Here is a 19604-nt window from a genome sequence, read left to right as displayed (position 1 = left end):
GACTCGCGCATGGCTTTCGAACCGCCCCAGCGCCTCGTCACGGCACTCGGCGAGACGGCGCAGGACGGCGACGACTGGCTGGAGAAGCTGCCCGAGGCAGTCGAACAGGCCGTCGCTCTACGCGAGTTGACCGTCGAGCGGATGCATGTCCCCGGCGGGCGCAGCGGCCTCGTCCTGCTGGTGCGGCAGCCCGACGGGACGCCCGCCGTGCTGAAGCTCGTGCCGCCCCGCTCGCGGCCGCTGAGCGAGCGTGCCGCCCTCGCCCACTGGGGCGGGCTCGGCGCCGCGCGGCTGCTCGACCCCGAGGCGCCGGACGGAGCGCTGCTCCTCGAACGGCTGCACCGCGACGTGTCCGTGCGCTCGCTGCCCGAGGCCAAGGCGCTGCTCGAAGCCGCGGGGACGCTGCGGCGGCTGTGGGTGGAGCCGCCCGCCGGGCACCGCTTCGAGACGGTCGCCGAGCGGACGGGGCGGCAGGCCGAGGCGATGCGGGCCTCCTCCGACGCCGAGGTCGCGCCGCTGGTGGACGCGGCGCTCGCCGCGCGTGACGAGCTGCTCGCCGCCGAGGTGGAGCCCCGGCTCCTGCACGGCACCTTCCGGCAGAGCAAGGTCCTCGCCGGGGACCGGCTGCCGTGGCTGGCCGTGGGGCCGGACCCGGTGGTCGGTGAGCCCGCCTTCGACCTGGCACGGCTGGTCCGTGACCGGGTGGAGGACCTGATCGCCTCGCCCTCGGGGGCCTCGATCACGCGGCGGCGCGTGAAGAAGCTTGCCGAGTCCCTCGAGGTGGAGCAGGAGCGGTTGCGGGGCTGGACCCTGTTCCGCGCGGTCGAGTCCGGTGTCCGGGCACGGCGGGTGGGGCGTGTGCAGGATGCGGAGCTGTTGTTGGAGTTCGCGGGGTGGCTGTAGGAGGTCGTGCGTCTACGGCGCCGTCTCCCGTGGCTCCGCCCCGGACCCCGCTCCTCAAACGCCGGAGGGGCTGACGAAGTCAGCCCCTCCGGCGTTTGCCTAAGCCGTCAGGCGGGCGATCGCCTCGTCGACCGTCAGCTCCTCGCGCTCGCCGGTGCGGCGGTCCTTCAGCTCGACGACGCCGTCGGCCGAGCGGCGGCCCGCGACCAGGATCTTCGGCACACCGATCAGCTCGGAGTCGGTGAACTTCACGCCCGGGGAGACGCCGGGGCGGTCGTCGACCAGGACGCGGACACCGGCCGCTGCCAGCTTGTCCGAGACCTCAAGAGCCAGCTCGGTCTGCAGGGCCTTGCCCGCCGCGACGACGTGGACGTCGGCCGGGGCGATCTCCTCGGGCCAGACCAGGCCCTTGTCGTCGGCGTGCTGCTCGGCGAGGGCGGCGACGGCGCGGGAGACGCCGATGCCGTACGAACCCATGGTCACGCGGACCGGCTTGCCGTTCTGGCCGAGGACGTCGAGCTGGAAGGCGTCGGCGTACTTGCGGCCCAGCTGGAAGATGTGGCCGATCTCGATGGCGCGGTCCAGCTTGAGGCCGGTGCCGCAGTTCGGGCAGGGGTCGCCCTCCTGGACGACCACGACGTCGACGTACGCGTCGACCTCGAAGTCGCGGCCCGCGACGACGTTCCTGGCGTGCACGCCGTCCTTGTTGGCGCCGGTGATCCACGCGGTGCCGGGGGCGACGCGCGGGTCGGCGACGTACTGGACCTTCTCCAGGCCCTGCGGGCCGACGTAGCCGCGTACGAGGTCGTCGCGGCCCTCGAAGTCCTCGGCCGTGACCAGCTCGACGGCGGCCGGGGCGAAGTGGGCCTCGACCTTGTCCATGTCGACCTCGCGGTCGCCGGGGACGCCGACGGCGACGATCTCGCCGTCGACCTTCACCAGGAGGTTCTTGAGGGTCGCGGAGGCCTCGACACCGAGGTGCGCGGCGAGCGTCTCGATGGTCGGGGTGTCCGGGGTGGGGATCTCCTCGGCGGCGGGCACGCCGGCGGCGTCGGCCGGCTTCAGGGCGAAGGAGACGGCCTCGGTGTTCGCCGCGTAGTCGCAGTTCGGGCAGTCGGCGAAGGTGTCCTCGCCGGCCGCGGCCGGGGCCAGGAACTCCTCCGACTTCGAGCCGCCCATGGCGCCGGCGGTGGCGGCGCAGATGCGGTAGTCGAGGCCGAGGCGCCGGAAGATCTTCTGGTACGCGGCGCGGTGCAGGGCGTAGGACTGGGCGAGGCCCTCGTCCTCCAGGTCGAAGGAGTACGAGTCCTTCATGAGGAACTCGCGGCCGCGCAGGATGCCGGCGCGGGGGCGGGCCTCGTCGCGGTACTTGGTCTGGATCTGGTAGAGGGTCACCGGCAGGTCCTTGTAGGACGTGCACTGGTCCTTGACCAGGAGGGTGAAGATCTCCTCGTGGGTGGGGCCGAGGAGGTAGTCGCCGCCCTTGCGGTCGTTGAGGCGGAACAGCTCGGCGCCGTACTCGGTCCAGCGGCCGGTCGCCTCGTAGGGCTCCTTGGGCAGCAGGGCCGGCAGGGAGACCTCCTGGGCGCCCATGGCGTCCATCTCCTCGCGCACCACGCGCTCGACGTTGGCGAGGACCTTCTTGCCCAGCGGCAGCCAGGACCAGACGCCGGCGGCGGTACGGCGTACGTAACCGGCGCGGACGAGGAGTTTGTGGCTCAGCACCTCGGCGTCCGCCGGGTCGTCGCGCAGGGTCTTCGCCATCAGTCGGGACATGCGCTGGACCTGGGCCTTGGCCATGATTCTTGACTCCTGCTGCGAAAGGTTGGTCCCAGGAGGTTATCCGGGGGCCCACCCCGGCCGGAAATCGATTCAGGCGTGACGCCTCAGGGGCAGGGGGGCGCCCATCACGGCGTACGGCTTGGGGGCGCTGGGGAACAGGACGCGGCGGGCCAGGTCCGCGTATCCCAGGGAGCGGTACAGGCCGCGGGCCGGGCTCTCCACGTCGATGGCGGAGAGGATCGAGCGGGGCTCGGGGACGCCGTCCGTGATGGTGGTGATGAGGGTGCGGCCGATGCCGCGGTTCTGGTGGCCGGGGTGCACGTGCAGCTCGGTGATGACGAAGGAGTCGTCCAGCCAGCCGTCCAGGTCCCGGCCGCGCAGGTAGGGCTCGACGACGGTGGACCACCAGTGGGCGCGGTCGTTGGGCATGCCGTAGACGAAGCCGACGAGGCGGTCGTCCTGCGTGGTCGCGCCGAACGCGCGGGCGCCGCGGTAGGTGAGGTGCCGCAGGACGATCTGCCGCCGCACGGCCACCTCGTCGTCGCTGAGCCCGAAGGCGTGGGCCTGGACGCGCAGCGCCTCGTCCACCCGCGCGCCGAGGTCGAGCGGGCCGATCACGACGTCGTCAGTCATGGGGCGACCCTACTTCGCGGGAGTCGCGTTCAGAACAGCACGCTCATGAACGCGCCGACCTCCTGGAAGCCGACCCTTCGGTACGCCGCCCTGGCCGCGGTGTTGAAGTCGTTGACGTAGAGGCTGACGACGGGGGCGACGTCCGCGAGGGCGTAGCACAGGACGGCCGCCATGCCGGGGGCGGCGAGGCCGCGGCCGCGGTACTCGGGGGCGACCCAGACGCCCTGGATCTGGCAGGCCTGGGCGGTGGCGGCGCCGATCTCGGCCTTGAAGACGACCTTGCCGTCCTGGTCGAGGCGGGCGAACGAGCGGCCGGAGCCGACGAGTTCGGCGACGCGGGCCTGGTAGAGCAGTCCGCCGTCGCCGGCCAGCGGGGATACGCCGACCTCCTCGGTGAACATCGCCACGCACGCGGGCATGATCGTCTCCATCTCGTCCTTGCGGACGCGACGGACGTACGGATCGGGGACGACGTCGTCCGGGAGGCGGTCGGTGACCATCAGGGGCTGCTGGGCGCGGACCTCGCGGGCGGGTCCCCAGGAGGGTTCGAGGAGGCGCCACAGCTGGGCGGTGGACGTCGCGGGGCCGACGATGGAGGAGCAGCGGCGGCCTGCCCTGCGGGCGCGGTCGGCGAAGCCGCGGACCGCGCGGGGGGTGGCGCAGATGGGGACGAGGTTGGCGCCCGCGTAGCAGAGGGACTCCAGCATGCCGTCCTCGTACCAGCCCCACATCTCGCCGCCGAGGCGCCAGGGGTCGAGGCCTGCCACCTGGACGCGGGCGGTCACGAAGGCGTTCGCGACCGGCTCGCGGTCGAGCACGGCGAGCGCGGCGTCGAGGTCACTCGGTTCGAGGACCCGGGTAGTGGTCTGAGTCAACACGTGCGGGGGCCTCACCATACGGTCTGCTGATCTCCGCACTGTACCTGGCGGGGGCGGGTTGTGCGGGGGGCGCCTTTTGTCCGTGCGGGGCCGGGCGGATCCCGGGGTGCGGGTCGGTGGGGGGGTGCCGGTCCCGGGGGCCTCGCCTCGGACACACGTGTGCCCCGGCGCTCTGCGAGCGGCGGGGCACTTGGGGTGTGGGGTCAGCCCGCCACCGAGACCGTCGGCTCGCCCGACATCACGCCGTTCTTCTCCATCTCCTCGGCGATCTTCATCGCCTCGTCGATGAGCGTCTCGACGATCTTGGACTCGGGGACCGTCTTGATGACCTCGCCCTTGACGAAGATCTGGCCCTTGCCGTTGCCGGAGGCGACGCCGAGGTCGGCCTCGCGGGCCTCGCCCGGGCCGTTCACGACGCAGCCCATGACGGCGACGCGGAGCGGGACCTCCATGCCGTCCAGGCCCGCGGTGACCTCTTCGGCCAGCTTGTAGACGTCGACCTGGGCGCGGCCGCAGGACGGGCAGGAGACGATCTCCAGGCGGCGCTGGCGGAGGTTGAGGGACTCCAGGATCTGGATGCCGACCTTGATCTCCTCCGCGGGGGGCGCGGAGAGGGAGACGCGGATCGTGTCGCCGATGCCCTCGGAGAGCAGCGCGCCGAAGGCCACCGCCGACTTGATCGTGCCCTGGAAGGCCGGGCCCGCCTCCGTCACGCCGAGGTGCAGGGGGTAGTCGCACTGGGCGGCCAGCTGGCGGTAGGCGTTGACCATGACCACCGGGTCGTTGTGCTTCACCGAGATCTTGATGTCCCGGAAGTCGTGCTCCTCGAAGAGGGAGGCCTCCCAGAGGGCCGACTCGACCAGGGCCTCGGGCGTCGCCTTGCCGTACTTCTTCAGGAGGCGGGCGTCCAGGGAGCCGGCGTTGACGCCGATGCGGATCGGCGTGCCCGCGTCCTTGGCGGCCTTCGCGATCTCCTTGACCTTGTCGTCGAACTGCTTGATGTTGCCCGGGTTGACGCGGACCGCCGCGCACCCGGCGTCGATCGCCGCGAAGACGTACTTCGGCTGGAAATGGATGTCCGCGATCACCGGGATCTGGGACTTCCGCGCGATCGTCGCAAGCGCGTCCGCGTCGTCCTGCGTGGGGCAGGCGACGCGCACGATCTGACAGCCCGAGGCCGTCAGCTCGGCGATCTGCTGGAGCGTGGCGCCGATGTCGGAGGTACGCGTCGTGGTCATCGACTGGACCGAGACCGGTGCGTCCCCACCTACGGCCACCGAACCGACCTGGATCTTGCGGCTGACCCTGCGGTCGGCAAGCTTGGTCGGTACGGACGGGATTCCGAGCGATACGGCAGTCATCTGGCGAGCATCCCCAAGAGTGTGGATCACAAGGTGTGAATCGAGTCCCGAGATCGGCGGGCTCCAGGCTTCGAGATTACGGCACCCCATGGGGCACGGGCACATCACGTCCGGAAGTCCACCCAATGGTGGGCGGCCCGCCACATAGAGTGCCGGGCCGCCGCAAACTTCTCGTAACCGGGACGTTCCCGTCAGGAAATTCTCACCGGGTTCACGACGTCCGCGATCAGTACCAGAATCGTGAAACAGATGAAGATCCCCGCCACCACATAGGCGACCGGCATCAGCTTCGCGACGTCGAACGGGCCCGGGTCCGGGCGGCGCATGACCTTCGCCGCGTTCCTGCGCACGGACTCCCACAGGGCGCCCGCGATGTGACCGCCGTCCAGCGGCAGCAGGGGCAGCATGTTGAACAGGAACAGCGAGAGGTTGAAGCCCGCGATGAGGAACAGCATCATCGCGATCTGGTTCTCCGGCGGGATGTCCAGGGTGAACACGTCGCCGCCGACGCGGGCCGCGCCGACCACGCCCATCGGGGAGTCCTGCTTGCGCTCGCCGTCACCGAACGCCGCGTCCCACAGGTCGGGGATCTTGGACGGCAGGGCGATGATCGACTCGACGCCGTTCTCCATCATGTCGCCCATGCGCTCGACGGAATCGCCGAAGGACTGCTGGACGATGCCGGTGGCGGGGGTGAAGCCGAGGAAGCCCGCGTACACGTACTTGCCCTCGACGTAGGCGCCGTCGCCGTCGGTCTTGGTGACCTGGTTCTTGATCAGGTTCGCGTGCAGGTCGAGCCGCTTGCCGTCGCGCTCGACCGTGATCGTGGCCGGGCCGATGGTGTCGCGGATCTTCGCCTGGAGCGTGGACCAGTCGTCGACGGAGTCGCCCTGGAAGGCGACGATCTTGTCGCCCGGCTTCAGGCCCGCCGCCTTCGCGGGCGCGGCCTGGTCGCCCTTCTCGCACTTGGAGCGGTTCTCGCTCTGCTGGATGACGCAGTCCGAGACCTTGCTGACCTGGGTCGTCTGGCTGCTGATGCCGAACGTCATCATCACGCCGAGGAAGATCGCCACGGCGAGGACCAGGTTCATGAAGGGGCCCGCGAACATGACGATCACGCGCTTCCACGGCTTGCGCGTGTAGAAGAGGCGGGTCTCGTCGCCCGGCTCGAGCTCCTCGAAGGCCGCCGAGCGGGCGTCCTCGATCATGCCGCGCCAGGGCGACGTGGACCGTGCCTCTATGCGGCCGTCCGCGCCCGGCGGGAACATGCCGATCATGCGGATGTAGCCCCCGAGGGGGATCGCCTTGATGCCGTACTCGGTGTCGCCCTTCTTGCGCGAGAAGAGGGTCGGGCCGAAACCGACCATGTACTGCGGCACGCGGATGCCGAACAACTTGGCGGTCGACAGGTGCCCCAGCTCGTGCCAGGCGATCGAGAAGAGCAGCCCGATCACGAAGACGACTATCCCGAGGATCATCATCAAGGTCGTCATGCACGAGCCTCCGCGGTCGTCTTGGCTGCCAGTTCACGCGCCCGAGCGCGCGCCCAGGTCTCCGCTTCGAGGACGTCCGCGACGGTCAGGGAAGTTCCCGCGGACGGTGTGCCGTGTTCCGCCACGACCTCGGTCACCGTCTCCATGATGCCGTTGAAGGGCAGCGCTCCCTTCAGGAAGGCGTCCACGCACTCCTCGTTGGCGGCATTGAACACCGCCGGCGCCGTGCCCGCGAGCTCCCCGACGTGCCGGGCGAGCCCGACCGACGGGAACGCGTCGTTGTCGAGGGGGAAGAACTCCCAGCTCGACGCCTTCGTCCAGTCGAAGGCGGGGGCGGCGTCGGGGATGCGCTCGGGCCAGCCGATGCCGATGGCGATCGGGCCGCGCATGTCGGGCGGGGTGGCCTGGGCCAGCGTCGAGCCGTCGGTGAACTCCACCATGGAGTGCACGTAGGACTGCGGGTGGACGACGACCTCGATGCGGTCGAAGGGGATGTCGTAGAGGAGGTGGGCCTCGATGACCTCCAGGCCCTTGTTGACCAGGGTCGCGGAGTTGACCGTGATCACCGGCCCCATGGCCCAGGTGGGGTGGGCGAGCGCGTCCTCGGGGGTGACGTTCGCCAGATCGGCCTTCGTACGTCCGCGGAAGGGGCCGCCGGAAGCGGTGACGACCAGCTTGCGCACGTCCGCACGGGTGCCCGCGGCGAGGGCCTGGAAGAGCGCCGCGTGCTCGGAGTCGACCGGGATGATCTGTCCGGGCTTGGCGAGCGCCTTGACCAGGGAGCCGCCGACGATGAGGGATTCCTTGTTGGCGAGCGCCAGGGTGCGGCCCGCCTCCAGGGCGGCGAGCGTCGGCGCGAGGCCGATGGAGCCGGTGATGCCGTTGAGGACCGTGTGACACGTCGAGGAGTCGGCGGCGGCGACCTCGGTGGCGGCGTCGGGTCCCGCGAGGATCTCGGGGAGCGGCTCCCCCGCGGCGTACTGCCCCCGGAGGGCTTCGCGCAGCGCCGGCACGGCGTCCTCGCGGGCCACCGCGACGGTCTTCACCCGCAGCTGACGTGCCTGCTCGGCGAGGAGGCCGACGCGGCCGCCCGCGGCGGAGAGCGCCGTGACGCGGAAGCGGTCGGGGTTGCGCTGGACGAGGTCGATGGCCTGGGTGCCGACCGAACCCGTGGAGCCGAGGATCACGATGTCCCGCGGGCCGTCCCCGGCGTCGGGGTCGAAGACGAGGTGCGGGTCGGCGAGGGGTGATGGGCTGTCGCTCATCCCTCCATTGTGGCCGCAAGACCTGTCCGCCCCGACAGGGCGGGCCCCGATGTGGCGTACGTGGCGTGCGGAGCGGGTCACCCGCGGCGGTCTGCGGGGCCGTCGTCCGCCGCCTCGAAGTCGCCCTCCATGACGCCCTCCGCGGTGTCCATCGTGGGCGCGCTGAAGTGGAGTTGGCCGGCGTGCTGCCTGGCCCGGAGGCCCTTGGCGCTGATCTCCACGGCGTCCCGCGCCGGCTGCTCCCGCTGCTCGACGCTGACCTCCAGGTTGAACAGGTAGCCGACGGACTCCTCCTTGATGGCGTCCATCATCGCGGCGAACATCTCGTACCCCTCGCGCTGGAATTCGAAGAGGGGGTCCCTTCCGAGGTAGGACCGCATCCAGATGCCCTCCTGGAGGTAGTCCATCTCGTACAGGTGCTCGCGCCATTTGCGGTCGAGGACGGAGAGCACCACGCGGCGCTCCAGTTCGCGCATGACGTCCTCGCCGAGCTCGCGCTCGCGTTCCTCGTAGCGCGCGTGCATGTCGTCGGTCAGGGCCTCGCGGATGAGGTCGGCGCCCACGTCGGCGCGGGTGCCCGCCTCCTCGTCGAGGTCGTCGGGGGTGACGCGCACGGGGTAGAGCTGGCGGCAGGCGCTCCACAGCCGGTCCAGGTCCCACTCCTCGGCGAAGCCCTCGGCGGTGGCGGCACCGACGTACCCCTCGACGGTGTCCGCCATGAAGTGGTGGATCTGCTCGCGGAGGTTCTCGCCCTCCAGGACGCGGCGGCGCTCCTTGTAGATCAGGCCGCGCTGGCGGTTGAGGACCTCGTCGTACTTGAGGACGTTCTTGCGGGTCTCGAAGTGCTGCTGCTCGACCTGGGACTGCGCGGAGGCGATGGCGCGGGTCACCATCTTGTTCTCGATGGGGACGTCGTCGGGGACGTTGGCCATCAGCATGACCCGCTCGACCAGCTCGGCGCGGAACAGCCGCATCAGGTCGTCGCCGAGCGAGAGGTAGAAACGGGACTGGCCGGGGTCGCCCTGGCGGCCGCTGCGGCCGCGCAGCTGGTTGTCGATGCGGCGCGACTCGTGCCGCTCGGTGCCGAGGACGTAGAGGCCGCCGAGCTCCTTGACCTCGGCGTGCTCGGCCGCCGCCTCGGCCTCGATGCGCTCCAGGGCCGCGCGGTACTCGTCGGGCGCCTCCTCCGGGGTCAGGCCGCGCTCCTTGAGCTCCGCCTCGGCCATGGCCTCGGGGTTGCCGCCGAGCATGATGTCGGTGCCGCGGCCCGCCATGTTCGTGGCGACGGTGACGGCTCCCCTGCGGCCTGCCTGCGCGACGATCTGGGCCTCGCGCCGGTGGTTCTTGGCGTTGAGCACCTCGTGCCGGATGCCGCGCGCGGCCAGGAGCGCGGAGAGGTGCTCGGACTTCTCGACGGAGACGGTGCCGACGAGGATCGGCTGGCCCTCGTCGTGCCTTTCGATGATGTCGGCGACGACGGCCTCGAATTTCACGGACTCGTCGCGGTAGATGACATCGGGCCGGTCGGCGCGGACCATCGGCTTGTTGGTCGGAATGGGCACCACGTGGAGTTTGTAGATCTGGTGGAACTCGGCGGCCTCGGTCATGGCCGTGCCCGTCATTCCGGAGAGCTTCTCGTAGAGGCGGAAGAAGTTCTGCAGGGTGATCGTGGCGAGCGTCTGGTTCTCGTCCTTGATCGTCACCCCTTCCTTCGCCTCGATCGCCTGGTGGATTCCTTCGTTGTAACGGCGTCCGGCGAGAATGCGTCCGGTGTGCTCGTCGACGATGAGGACCTCGCCGTCCGTGACGACGTAGTCCTTGTCCTTCTTGAAGTGCTCCTTGGCCTTGAGCGCGTTGTTCAGCTGGCCTATGAGGGACGTGTGGGCCGAGTCGTAGAAGTTGTCGATGCCGAGCTGGTCCTCCAGGAATTCCACGCCGCTGTCGAGGACGGCGACGGTGCGTTTCTTCGGGTCGTACTCGTAGTCGTACGCGGTGCGCAGCTCGGCCAGTTCGAGTTTGCGCTGCGGGGTCGTGAACTTCTCCTCCTGGATCGCGACGCCCTTCATCCTCTTGACGGCGTCGGCGAAGAATCCGTACCAGTGCGTGGGCTGGTCGGCGGGGCCGGAGATGATCAGCGGGGTGCGGGCCTCGTCGATGAGGATGGAGTCCGCCTCGTCGACGATCGCGAAGTGGTGTCCCCGCTGCACCAGTTCGCTCTTCGACCAGGCCATGTTGTCGCGCAGGTAGTCGAAGCCGAATTCGTTGTTCGTGCCGTACGTGATGTCGCAGCCGTACGCCTCGCGGCGCTCCGCCGGGCTCATGTCGGCCTTGATGACGCCGACGGTCAGGCCGAGGAAACGATAGGCGCGGCCCATCCACGCCGCGTCGCGCGCGGCCAGGTAGTCGTTGACCGTGACGAGGTGGACGCCCTTGCCCGTGAGGGCGTTGAGATAGGCGGGCAGCGTCGCGGAGAGGGTCTTTCCCTCACCCGTCTGCATTTCGGCGATGTTCCCGAGGTGGAGTGCCGCGCCGCCCATCACCTGGACGCCGAAATGGCGCATGCCGAGGGTGCGTCGTGCGGCCTCGCGGACGGTCGCGAAGGCCTCGGGAAGGAGATCGTCGAGGCTCTCCCCTTCCGCGTACCGCTCTTTGTACTCGTCGGTGAGGGCGCGCAGTTCGGCGTCGGAGAGCCGCTCGACGTCCTCCTCGATGGAGTCGACCTGGTCCCTGATGCGTTCGAGCCTGCGCAGCATTCTTCCTTCGCCGGCCCGCATGATCTTTCCGGTGAGGCGTTCCAGTTTGAGGACGGACAACGGAATCCCCCCTGGACTCGCCGGCCGGTCCGCCCATTGTGGGTGGGGTCACAACTCACAGCAAGCGGACCGGTTTCGGGTGGGGCGGAATGCCGCGCGCGCGAAGGGATTCAGCGAATGGGGCGGTGGACGTTCTCGTGTTTCGAGGGGCCGGGGGCCGCTTCCGCGATCCACGGTCCGTCTCCCGAGGGGTCGATGATGCCCGATTCGAGCCAGGTGTACGTGCCCGAGAGGACGCCCTTGACGACCTTGCGGTCCAGTTCGTCGGTGTTGGTCCACAGCCGGTCGAAGAGCTCGTCGACGCGGATGCGGGACTGGCGGCAGAAGATGTCGGCCAGTTGGTACGCCTCGCGGCCGTACTCCTCGGTGGTGCGCAGGAGTTCGGCGCGCACGCACGCCGCGCTCATCGCGAAGAGCTCGGCACCGATGTCGACGACGCGGCCGAGGAAGCCCTGCTTGGTCTCCATCTTCCCCTGCCAGCGGGACATGGCGTAGAAGGTGCAGCGGGCCAGCTTGCGGGCGCCGCGTTCGACGTAGCGCAGGTGGCCGGAGAGGTCCGCGTGGCCCGCCGGGTTGAACTCCGCGTACGAGCGCGGGAGTTGGCCCGGGCCCGCGACCAGCTTCGGCAGCCAGCGGGCGTAGAAGCCGCCCGCCCGCGCGCCCGCCTTCGCCTTGTCGGACAGGGACGTGTCGGGGTCGATGAGGTCGCCCGCGACCTTGAGGTGGGCGTCCACGGCCTCGCGGGCGATCAGCAGGTGCATGATCTCCGTGGAGCCCTCGAAGATGCGGTTGATGCGCAGGTCGCGCAGGACCTGCTCGGCGGGGACGGCGCGTTCGCCGCGGGCGGCGAGGGACGCGGCGGTCTCGAAGCCGCGGCCGCCGCGGATCTGGACGAGCTCGTCGGCCATCAGGCAGGCCATCTCGGAGCCGTACAGCTTGGCGAGGGCCGCCTCGATGCGGATGTCGTTGCGGTCCTCGTCGGCCATCTGCGAGGAGAGGTCGAGGACGGCTTCGAGCGCGAAGGTCGTCGCCGCGATGAAGGAGATCTTCGAGCCGACGGCCTCGTGGTACGCGACCGGTTTGCCCCACTGCTCCCGGGCGCCCGACCACTCGCGGGCGATCTTCAGGCACCACTTGCCCGCGCCGACGCACATCGCGGGCAGGGAAAGCCGCCCGGTGTTGAGGGTGGTCAGGGCGATCTTCAGCCCCGCCCCCTCCGGGCCGATGCGGTTGGCGGCCGGGACGCGGACCTGGTGGAAGCGGGTGACGCCGTTCTCCAGGCCGCGCAGGCCCATGAACGCGTTGCGGTTCTCGACGGTGACGCCCTCGGAGGCGGCCTCGACGACGAACGCCGTGATGCCGCCCTTGTGCCCCTCGGACTTCGGCACCCGCGCCATGACGACGAGCAGGTCGGCGACGACGCCGTTGGTGGTCCACAGCTTCACGCCGTCCAGTACGTAGTCGTCGCCGTCGGGCACCGCCGTGGTGGCAAGGCGCGCCGGGTCGGAGCCGACGTCCGGCTCGGTGAGCAGGAACGCGGTGATGTCGGTGCGGGCGCACCGCGGCAGGAAGGCGTCCTTCTGCTCCTGTGTGCCGAAGATCTTCAGGGGCTGCGGCACGCCGATCGACTGGTGCGCGGAGAGCAGCGCGCCGATCGCGGGGTTCGCGGAGCCGACCAGGGCGAGGGCCTTGTTGTAGTAGACCTGCGTGAGGCCGAGCCCGCCGTACTTCGTGTCGATCTTCATGCCGAGCGCGCCGAGCTCCTTGAGGCCCTTGATCACCTCGTCGGGGATCTTCGCCTCGCGCTCGATGCGGGCCGAGTCGATCTTCGTCTCGCAGAAGTCGCGGAGCTTGGCGAGGAACTCCTCGCCGCGCTGCGCGTCCTCGTCGGGCGGCATCGGATGCGGGTGGATCAGGTCGAGCCTGAAGCGGCCGAGGAAGAGTTCCTTGGCGAAGCTGGGCTTGCGCCAGTCCTGCTCGCGGGCGGCCTCGGCGACCTGCCGGGCCTCGCGTTCGCTCACGGACGGTTTGGGGGTTGGTGCGGACATGAGGAGCTCACCTCGCCGCGGAGTGGGGCCGTCGGACCGGTTGGCCCGATCTTGACCCGGTCGGTTACTGACTGGTGCTACTGGATCGTTGGTACCCGATTCGTCCCGACCCCACCAGTCCTCGCGCAGCGTTCGGCGCAGAGCGCCCCCGCGTACGCGTACGAGAACGGCCGGAGCCCCCGCACAGTGGGCTCCGGCCGTCGTCCTCGGGGACCCGGCGCCTACAGGTCGAGGCCCGTGAGGACCATGACGCGCTCGTACGTGTAGTCGGCCATGGCGAAGGCCACGCCCTCGCGGCCCACGCCGGACTGCTTGACGCCGCCGTACGGCATCTGGTCGGCGCGGTAGGACGGGGCGTCGCCGATGACCACGCCGCCGACCTCCAGGGCGCGGTGCGCGCGGAAGGCGACCTGCAGGTCGTGCGTGAACACGCCCGCCTGGAGGCCGTACTTGGAGTCGTTGACGGCGGCGAACGCCTCTTCCTCGCCGTCCACCTTCTTGAGGGTGAGGACGGGGCCGAAGACCTCCTCGCAGGCGATGGTCACGTCGGCCGGTACGTCGGCGAGCACGGTCGGCGCGTAGGAGGCGCCGTCGCGCTTGCCGCCGGTGAGGACCTTGGCGCCCGCCTTCGCGGCCTCGTCGACCCAGGACTCCACGCGCTTGGCGGCGTCCTCGCTGACCAGCGGGCCGACCTCGGTCGCCGGGTCGGACGGGTCGCCGGTGACCTGGGCCTCGACGGCCTTGATCACGCGCGGCACGAGCCGGTCGTACACGGAGGCGTCCGCGATGACCCGCTGCACGGAGATGCAGGACTGGCCGCCCTGGTAGTTGGAGAACGTCGCGATGCGCGAGGCCGCCCAGTCGAGGTCCTCGTCCGAGGAGTAGTCGCCGAGGACGACGGCCGCGCCGTTGCCGCCGAGCTCCAGGGTGCAGTGCTTGCGCGGCACCGAGTCCATGATCGCGTAACCGACCTTCTCGGAACCCGTGAAGGAGATGACCGGCATCCGCTCGTCCTGGACGAGGGCGGGCATCTTGTCGTTGGCGACCGGCAGGATGCTCCAGGCGCCGGCCGGCAGGTCGGTCTCGGCGAGGAGCTCGCCGAGGATCAGGCCGGAGAGCGGGGTGGCCGGGGCCGGCTTGAGGATGATCGGCGCGCCGACGGCGATGGCCGGGGCGATCTTGTGCGCGCAGAGGTTCAGCGGGAAGTTGAACGGCGCGATGCCGAGGACGACGCCCTTGGGGAAGCGGCGGGTCAGGGCGAGGCGGCCCTGGCCGCCCGCGTCGGTGTCCAGGCGCTGGGCCTCGCCGCCGTTGAACCGGCGGGCCTCCTCCGCGGCGAACCGGAAGACGGAGATCGCGCGGCCGAGCTCGCCGCGGGCCCACTTGATCGGCTTGCCGTTCTCGGCGGAGATCAGCTGGGCGATCTCCTCGGTGCGCTCGACCAGGCGGTTCGACACATGGGTGAGGGCGGCGGCGCGGACGTGGGCCGGGGTCGCGGCGAACTCCTCGCGCACGGCGTACGCGGCGGCGACGGCCTCCTCGACCTGGGCGTCGGTCGGGACGGCGGCCTTGCCGACGAGCCGCCCGTCCCAGGGAGAGGTGACGTCGAAGGTGGTCTCGCCGGTGGTCTGGCGACCGGCGAGCCAGAAGGCGTGGATGGAAGTCATGTCGATTCCCGGCCCTTCCGCGGAGGTGTGTCTGGGGGTACGTCCCTCACCGTAGGGGCAGGGGAAGGGGCTGGCGTTTGTCCGGCACGGAGTACTGGCCCCTGGGCCCGCACCGGTTTGTATGGGGCGGGGGTGTGGTCCTGGGCTGCGGGCTGGTGGGGGCTGGTCCCCGGAGGGGGGCGTTCTTGGGGCTGCAGGCCGGTGAGGGCTGGTCGCGCCCACGCGGCGGAGCCGCACATGTCACAGCCCCGCGCCCCTTACGGAGCCCCGTCAGTCCGAGCCCATCGACGTCGCCTTCAGGGAAAGCCACAGCTCCATGCGCACGTCCGGGTCGTCCAGGGAGCGGCCGAGGATCTCCTCGACCCTGCGCATGCGGTACCGCAGGGTGTGCCGGTGGACGCCGAGGTCCGCGGCCGCCGCGTCCCACTGGCCGTGCCGGGAGAGCCAGGCCCGCAGCGAGGCGACGAGGTCGCCGCGGCCGGTCGCGTCGTGCTCGTGCAGCGCCCTCAGGAGGCCGTCCGCGAACGCCCGCACCGCGTCGTCCGCGAGCAGCGGCAGAACGGAACCGGCGGCCAGTTCCTCGTGCTCGACGAGGGCACGGCCGCGCCGCCGCGCCACGGACAGCGCCTGTTCCGCCTGCTTGTACGCGCTGGCCGCGGCGATCGGCCCGGCCGGTGCGGAGAGCCCCATCACCAGCTCGGCCTCCTCGCCGGAGGCGGTGGCCTCGCGGGGCGCGGTGCCCCGGCCTGCCTCCAGCGCCGCCGCGTACTCCGCGCACGCCCGCACTCCGGCGCCGCCGTCCACCGCGAGCAGCACGAGCCGTTCCCCGTACGGGACCACGAGCAGGGCCTCGCCGGAGCGTGCGGCCGCGGCCTCGACGACGTCGACGAGCGCGGCCAGCGGATCGGTGCCGGTGGCACCGGCCGCCGCGAGGACCACGGCCGCGGGCAGTGCCGCCTCCTGGGGCTCCTCGGCCTCGGGCACGGAGCTCTCCGCACCCGCCCGCACCCGTGCCGCCGACGCGGACGCCACCTCCGCGACGACGAGGCGGAAGGGGGCGTCGAGGAGCCCGCCGTACAGGTCCCCGGCGACGGTCCGCGCGTGGTCGGGCTCCCCCGCGAGCAGCATCCGCAGCACGGCGGCGCCGATGCGCTGCTCGGCGGCGTGCAGCGAGCGGGAGCGCTCCGTGGTCAGGGTCAGCAGGGCCACGGCGGAGTGCACCGCGTACCGCTCGGCGGTGCCGAGGGCCGCTGCCGTGCCGACGGCGAGCGCGGCGCGCGGCCTGCGTCCGGTGCCCAGCGAGTGCAGCTCGACGCGGTCGTCCGCGCCCGCGACGACGGAGCTGGCGGGGGCGGGGCGCTCCCTGAGGCGTTCGACGTCGGCGGTGAGGCGGGCGGCCCGGCGCGAGGCCCACTCGGGGGCGGTGGCGACGACGGCGCCGGACGCGTCGTAGAGCGCGGCCCAGCCGTCGACCTGTCCGGCGAGGGCGAGCAGGAGCCCTTCGGGGCCGTCGCTCAGCGCCTGCTTCGTCAGTTCGCGCTGGGCGGCGAAACCCGCGGTCACCGCGCGGTACTGCTCGGCGGCGATGGCGGCGGAGACGGCCTTGCTGATGGCGAGGAACGGCGTGCGCCGGGGCACCTCGATGAGCGGCAGGTCGGCTTCGGTGGCGGCGTCGAGCAGGGCCTCGGGGATGTCGGGGTAGTGCACGCCGACGGCGAAGCCGAGCCCGACGACCCCTGCTCCCGCGAGCCGCTTCACATAGCGGCGCATGGCCTCCGGGTCCTCCGCGTCCAGCTTGAGCGCGGTGATCAGCAGGAGCTCGCCGCCCTCCATGTAGGGCACGGGGTCGGCGAGTTCACTGGCGTGGGCCCAGCGGACGGGGGTGTCCAGGCGTTCCTCGCCCGCCCGCACGGTCAGCTTGAGCGCGGAGTGGTGGACGAGCGAGGCGAGCGTGGGCGGCATGGGACCTTCAGGTCTGCGGCGGGCGGGGCGGCGGACGCCCGGCACCCCGGGGGCCCGGGCGCCGGGATGTGGATCTTTTGGCCGGTCCGTATGAACGACCTGTGTCGATTCTGCCTCACCGTACGGTGCCCACACGACGGAAGGCGGCGTACGTGACCGAAGGCGCCCTACCCCCGGAGATCCACCAGGAGCGGCGGCGCGTGCTCGCCGTCGACCGTGGTCAGCGAGAGCACGGCGTGGCCGGGCGGCAGGGAGTGGGCGAGGTCGGAGGCCGACCAGCGTTCGCGCTCGACCTTGCGGACGGTGACGGCGTCCGTCGTGACCGCCTTGCCGGTGACCAGCTTGCGCAGCGAGTGCAGCGCCCGGGTCACCGGCTGGTCGGCGAAGACGGTGTGCTGGGCGACTTCCTTCGTCTCGATCCACTCGGTGCCCCACGCCTCGGTGAAGCGGCGTCCGTCCCAGGTCGTCACGCCGGAGAACGCCATCCGGCAGCCGACCGCCGCGTACAGCGGGCCCTGGAGCGGTTCGGGCACCTCGCCGACGGTGCGCAGGCCGAGCACGACGCCCGCGTTCAGCGACCGCAGCCGCTGGATGGCGCGCACGCTCTCGGCGGTCAGGGTGCGCGCGGCGTCGTCGAGGACCAGACAGGCGAAGTGCCGCCGCCGGGCGCGGCCGCGCGCCACGTACGCGAACTGGGCGAGCAGCAGCCGGGCGAGCAGCCGCGAGGCCTCCTCGTGGCCCTGCTCGGGCAGGTCGATCCTGACCCGCAGCGGGTGGTGGGCGACGGCCCGCATCGAGAAGGGGCGCCCCTGGCCGTCCGGGTCGAAGAAGTCGGCGAAGGCGGGCCGGTCGAGGAGCGCGATCCGGTCGGCGAGCGCCGGCCCCGGGTCGTTGGGGGTGCCGGACTGGCGGACTCGGGCGTCCAGTTCGCGGCGCATCGCGGCGTGCTCGCCGGTGGCGAGGCCCGCCTGGAGTGCGGCGAGACCCGCGGGGTCCCCTTCGAGCAGTTCGCGCAGCACGGGGACGGAGGGGAAGCGTCCGTGCAGGGCGCGGTAGGGGCCGAGCAGTTGGGCGAGGGCGGTGGCGGCGCGCTGTGTGTCGACGGCCTCCAGGTCGCCGATTAGGCCCTCGGCGAGGAAGGCGGCCGCCTCGTCCGCGTCGGCGCAGTCCGCGTACAGGTCGATGTCGTGGACGGACGCCGGGTCGCCGGGCTTGACCACGACGTCGTACGCGTCGTCGGCGCCGAGGGCCGTGCCCGCCGCGCACACGGCGACGACCGCGCACCGCCCGGTGAGGGCACCCAGGGCGAGCGACTCGGCGAGGGGCCGCATGAGCCGTCCGGTCTTGCCCGCGCCGGAGGGGCCCACGGCGAGCAGCGAGGTGCCGAGGACGGCGGGGTCGAGCGCGGCGTAGCAGCCGCGCACGGCATGGGGGTTGCGCTCGTCCCGGGCGTAGCGGCCGATCCTGACCTGGCTCACCAGCAGGTCGTGGGTGGCGGTGCGGGCGGGCAGGTCGCGCTGGCCGGAGGGGTGCGTCCAGGAGGCGGCGCCGTTCCTGGCGACGGTGTCCACGAAGGTGGCGAGGGCACCCGGGTCGGGGGCGGCGGCGCGCCAGGCGTGGGTGACGCGGGCGCAGTCGACGTCGTTCATGCGCCCGCCGAGCAGTTCGGCGGAGAGCAGGTCGGCGGCCTTGTCGTGGCCCGCGGCGCGCAGTTCGGGCCAGTGGGCGCGGGTCGGGGCGTCGGCGGGGCGGGGCGGGGCCGCGGGCCGCCGCGCCGGGGCGGACCTGCTCTCGCGGATGGCCTGCCACCAGCCGCCGATCCGGGCGAAGGGCAGCAGCACGGCGAGCGTGACCAGCGCGTACACGGCGTCGGTGACCACGGGCGAGGTGAGGGCCTCGTAGCCACCCGAGACGAGGACGATCAGGGACAGGACGGGGTCGACGACGGGCAGCGGCCGCATGTCGAGCCCGAGGGCGCTCGGCCAGACGAAGAGCAGGACGCCGACCGCCATGACCGAGGCGAGCACGGAGCGGGCCGGCTGCGGGCGCCGCACCACGAAGTGCTGGATCGCGTCGGGCCAGGCGCCGAGCCGTCCCACCGCGTAGACCACGGCGCCGAAGACCACTCCGTCGTAGACGACCTTGGCTTCCCCGCCCTGCCACCCCTTGGGCTGGGCGCTGCCGGCCCACCACCAGTCCCCCGGCGTGAACAGCTTCAGGACGGCCCACTGGTAGGGGATGCTGCCCTGCCGCCACAGCGACCAGAACAGCAGGCCGAGCACGGCGGAGATCACCATGCCGACGACGAGGCGCCGGTCGGTGCCCTCGGGGGCGGGCGCGGCCGGGGGCTCGTAGCCGAAGCGCCAGATGCCGGGCCCGGTCTTCGGGCGGGGCGCGGCGAGCCAGTCGGCGACGGAGGAGGAGAGCTCGGCGCCGGGCGGCTGCCGGGGCATCGGCGGTGTGGCGGGGGCGGCGGGGACGGCCGGCGGAGCCGGGCGCGGCACCGGCGCCGCCCGCCGCCCGTCGCGTGCCCCGTGCGTGCCCTCGGTGTCCATCGCCCTTGCCCCCTGACCTGCCGGTCCGTCCGTCGATCCGGGGTCAATCTAGTGCCCCCCGGAGGGGAGTTCACCGGTTACGCGCCCGGTCGGTGCGGTCGGCGGGGCACCGGCATGTGTCCAAGTCGGACAACGCCGCGGGGCAACCCCACCCCGATGGAGCATGACCGGCTCCGTGCCCCGCCCCTAATCTGCGAGGAAACCCCCCGAAGAACCAGGCGAAACCGGAATCAGCCCCGGGGCA

Annotated in this window: 12 protein-coding genes; 1 reads left to right on the top strand and 11 read right to left on the bottom strand. The window is 71.7% G+C overall.

The annotated features are described in order from the left end of the window. Positions 1–9: 9 nt before the first annotated feature. Positions 10–903 carry an aminoglycoside phosphotransferase family protein gene (locus tag ACZ4D5_RS36645; protein ID WP_467776795.1) on the top strand — a complete coding sequence of 298 codons (894 nt, stop codon included), beginning with the start codon at positions 10–12 and terminating at the stop codon, positions 901–903. A 99-nt stretch (positions 904–1002) separates the two neighbouring features. Here the strand turns inward: ACZ4D5_RS36645 and ACZ4D5_RS36640 are convergent, their stop codons facing one another. The 11 genes from ACZ4D5_RS36640 to ACZ4D5_RS36590 form a co-directional block, all read right to left on the bottom strand. Next, positions 1003–2703 carry a proline--tRNA ligase gene (locus ACZ4D5_RS36640; RefSeq protein ID WP_467776794.1) on the bottom strand — a complete coding sequence of 567 codons (1701 nt, stop codon included), beginning with the start codon at positions 2701–2703 and terminating at the stop codon, positions 1003–1005. A gap of 72 nt (positions 2704–2775) precedes the next feature. Next, positions 2776–3318 (bottom strand): GNAT family N-acetyltransferase, encoded by a 543-nt coding sequence (locus ACZ4D5_RS36635; RefSeq protein WP_467776793.1) that lies wholly within the window; start codon positions 3316–3318, stop codon positions 2776–2778. A 29-nt stretch (positions 3319–3347) separates the two neighbouring features. Then, the gene (locus tag ACZ4D5_RS36630; RefSeq protein WP_467776792.1) at positions 3348–4196 is read right to left on the bottom strand and encodes a GNAT family N-acetyltransferase; all 849 of its coding nucleotides are present in this window, start codon (positions 4194–4196) and stop codon (positions 3348–3350) included. A 203-nt stretch (positions 4197–4399) separates the two neighbouring features. After that, positions 4400–5557, bottom strand: coding sequence for a flavodoxin-dependent (E)-4-hydroxy-3-methylbut-2-enyl-diphosphate synthase (gene ispG / locus ACZ4D5_RS36625; protein ID WP_467776791.1), 1158 nt, complete (start codon positions 5555–5557; stop codon positions 4400–4402). Between the two features lie 191 nt (positions 5558–5748). Next, a complete protein-coding gene (locus ACZ4D5_RS36620; RefSeq protein WP_467776790.1) occupies positions 5749–7050 on the bottom strand; it encodes a M50 family metallopeptidase in 1302 nt (433 codons plus the stop codon). Next, positions 7047–8315, bottom strand: a complete 1269-nt coding sequence (gene dxr, locus ACZ4D5_RS36615) for a 1-deoxy-D-xylulose-5-phosphate reductoisomerase (RefSeq protein WP_467776789.1) — start codon at positions 8313–8315, stop codon at positions 7047–7049. Before dxr ends, ACZ4D5_RS36620 begins: the two co-directional genes overlap by 4 nt. A 77-nt stretch (positions 8316–8392) precedes the next feature. Beyond that, a complete protein-coding gene (gene secA / locus ACZ4D5_RS36610) occupies positions 8393–11089 on the bottom strand; it encodes a preprotein translocase subunit SecA (RefSeq protein ID WP_467776825.1) in 2697 nt (898 codons plus the stop codon). Between the two features lie 149 nt (positions 11090–11238). Then, entirely contained in the window at positions 11239–13176 is a 1938-nt protein-coding gene (locus ACZ4D5_RS36605; RefSeq protein ID WP_467776788.1) for an acyl-CoA dehydrogenase family protein, read from the bottom strand. Positions 13177–13397: 221 nt separating this feature from the next. Continuing rightward, positions 13398–14843: an aldehyde dehydrogenase family protein gene (locus ACZ4D5_RS36600; RefSeq protein WP_467776787.1), complete on the bottom strand. Its 1446-nt coding sequence runs from the start codon at positions 14841–14843 to the stop codon at positions 13398–13400. Between the two features lie 270 nt (positions 14844–15113). Next, positions 15114–16805, bottom strand: a complete 1692-nt coding sequence (locus ACZ4D5_RS36595; protein ID WP_467776786.1) for a PucR family transcriptional regulator ligand-binding domain-containing protein — start codon at positions 16803–16805, stop codon at positions 15114–15116. Positions 16806–16972: 167 nt separating this feature from the next. Continuing rightward, positions 16973–19360, bottom strand: a complete 2388-nt coding sequence (locus tag ACZ4D5_RS36590) for an ATP/GTP-binding protein (protein WP_467776785.1) — start codon at positions 19358–19360, stop codon at positions 16973–16975. Positions 19361–19604: the final 244 nt, after the last annotated feature.

Source organism: Streptomyces sp. NPDC025651 (assembly GCF_055558735.1).
This window is presented reverse-complemented; position numbering and strand designations above follow the sequence as displayed.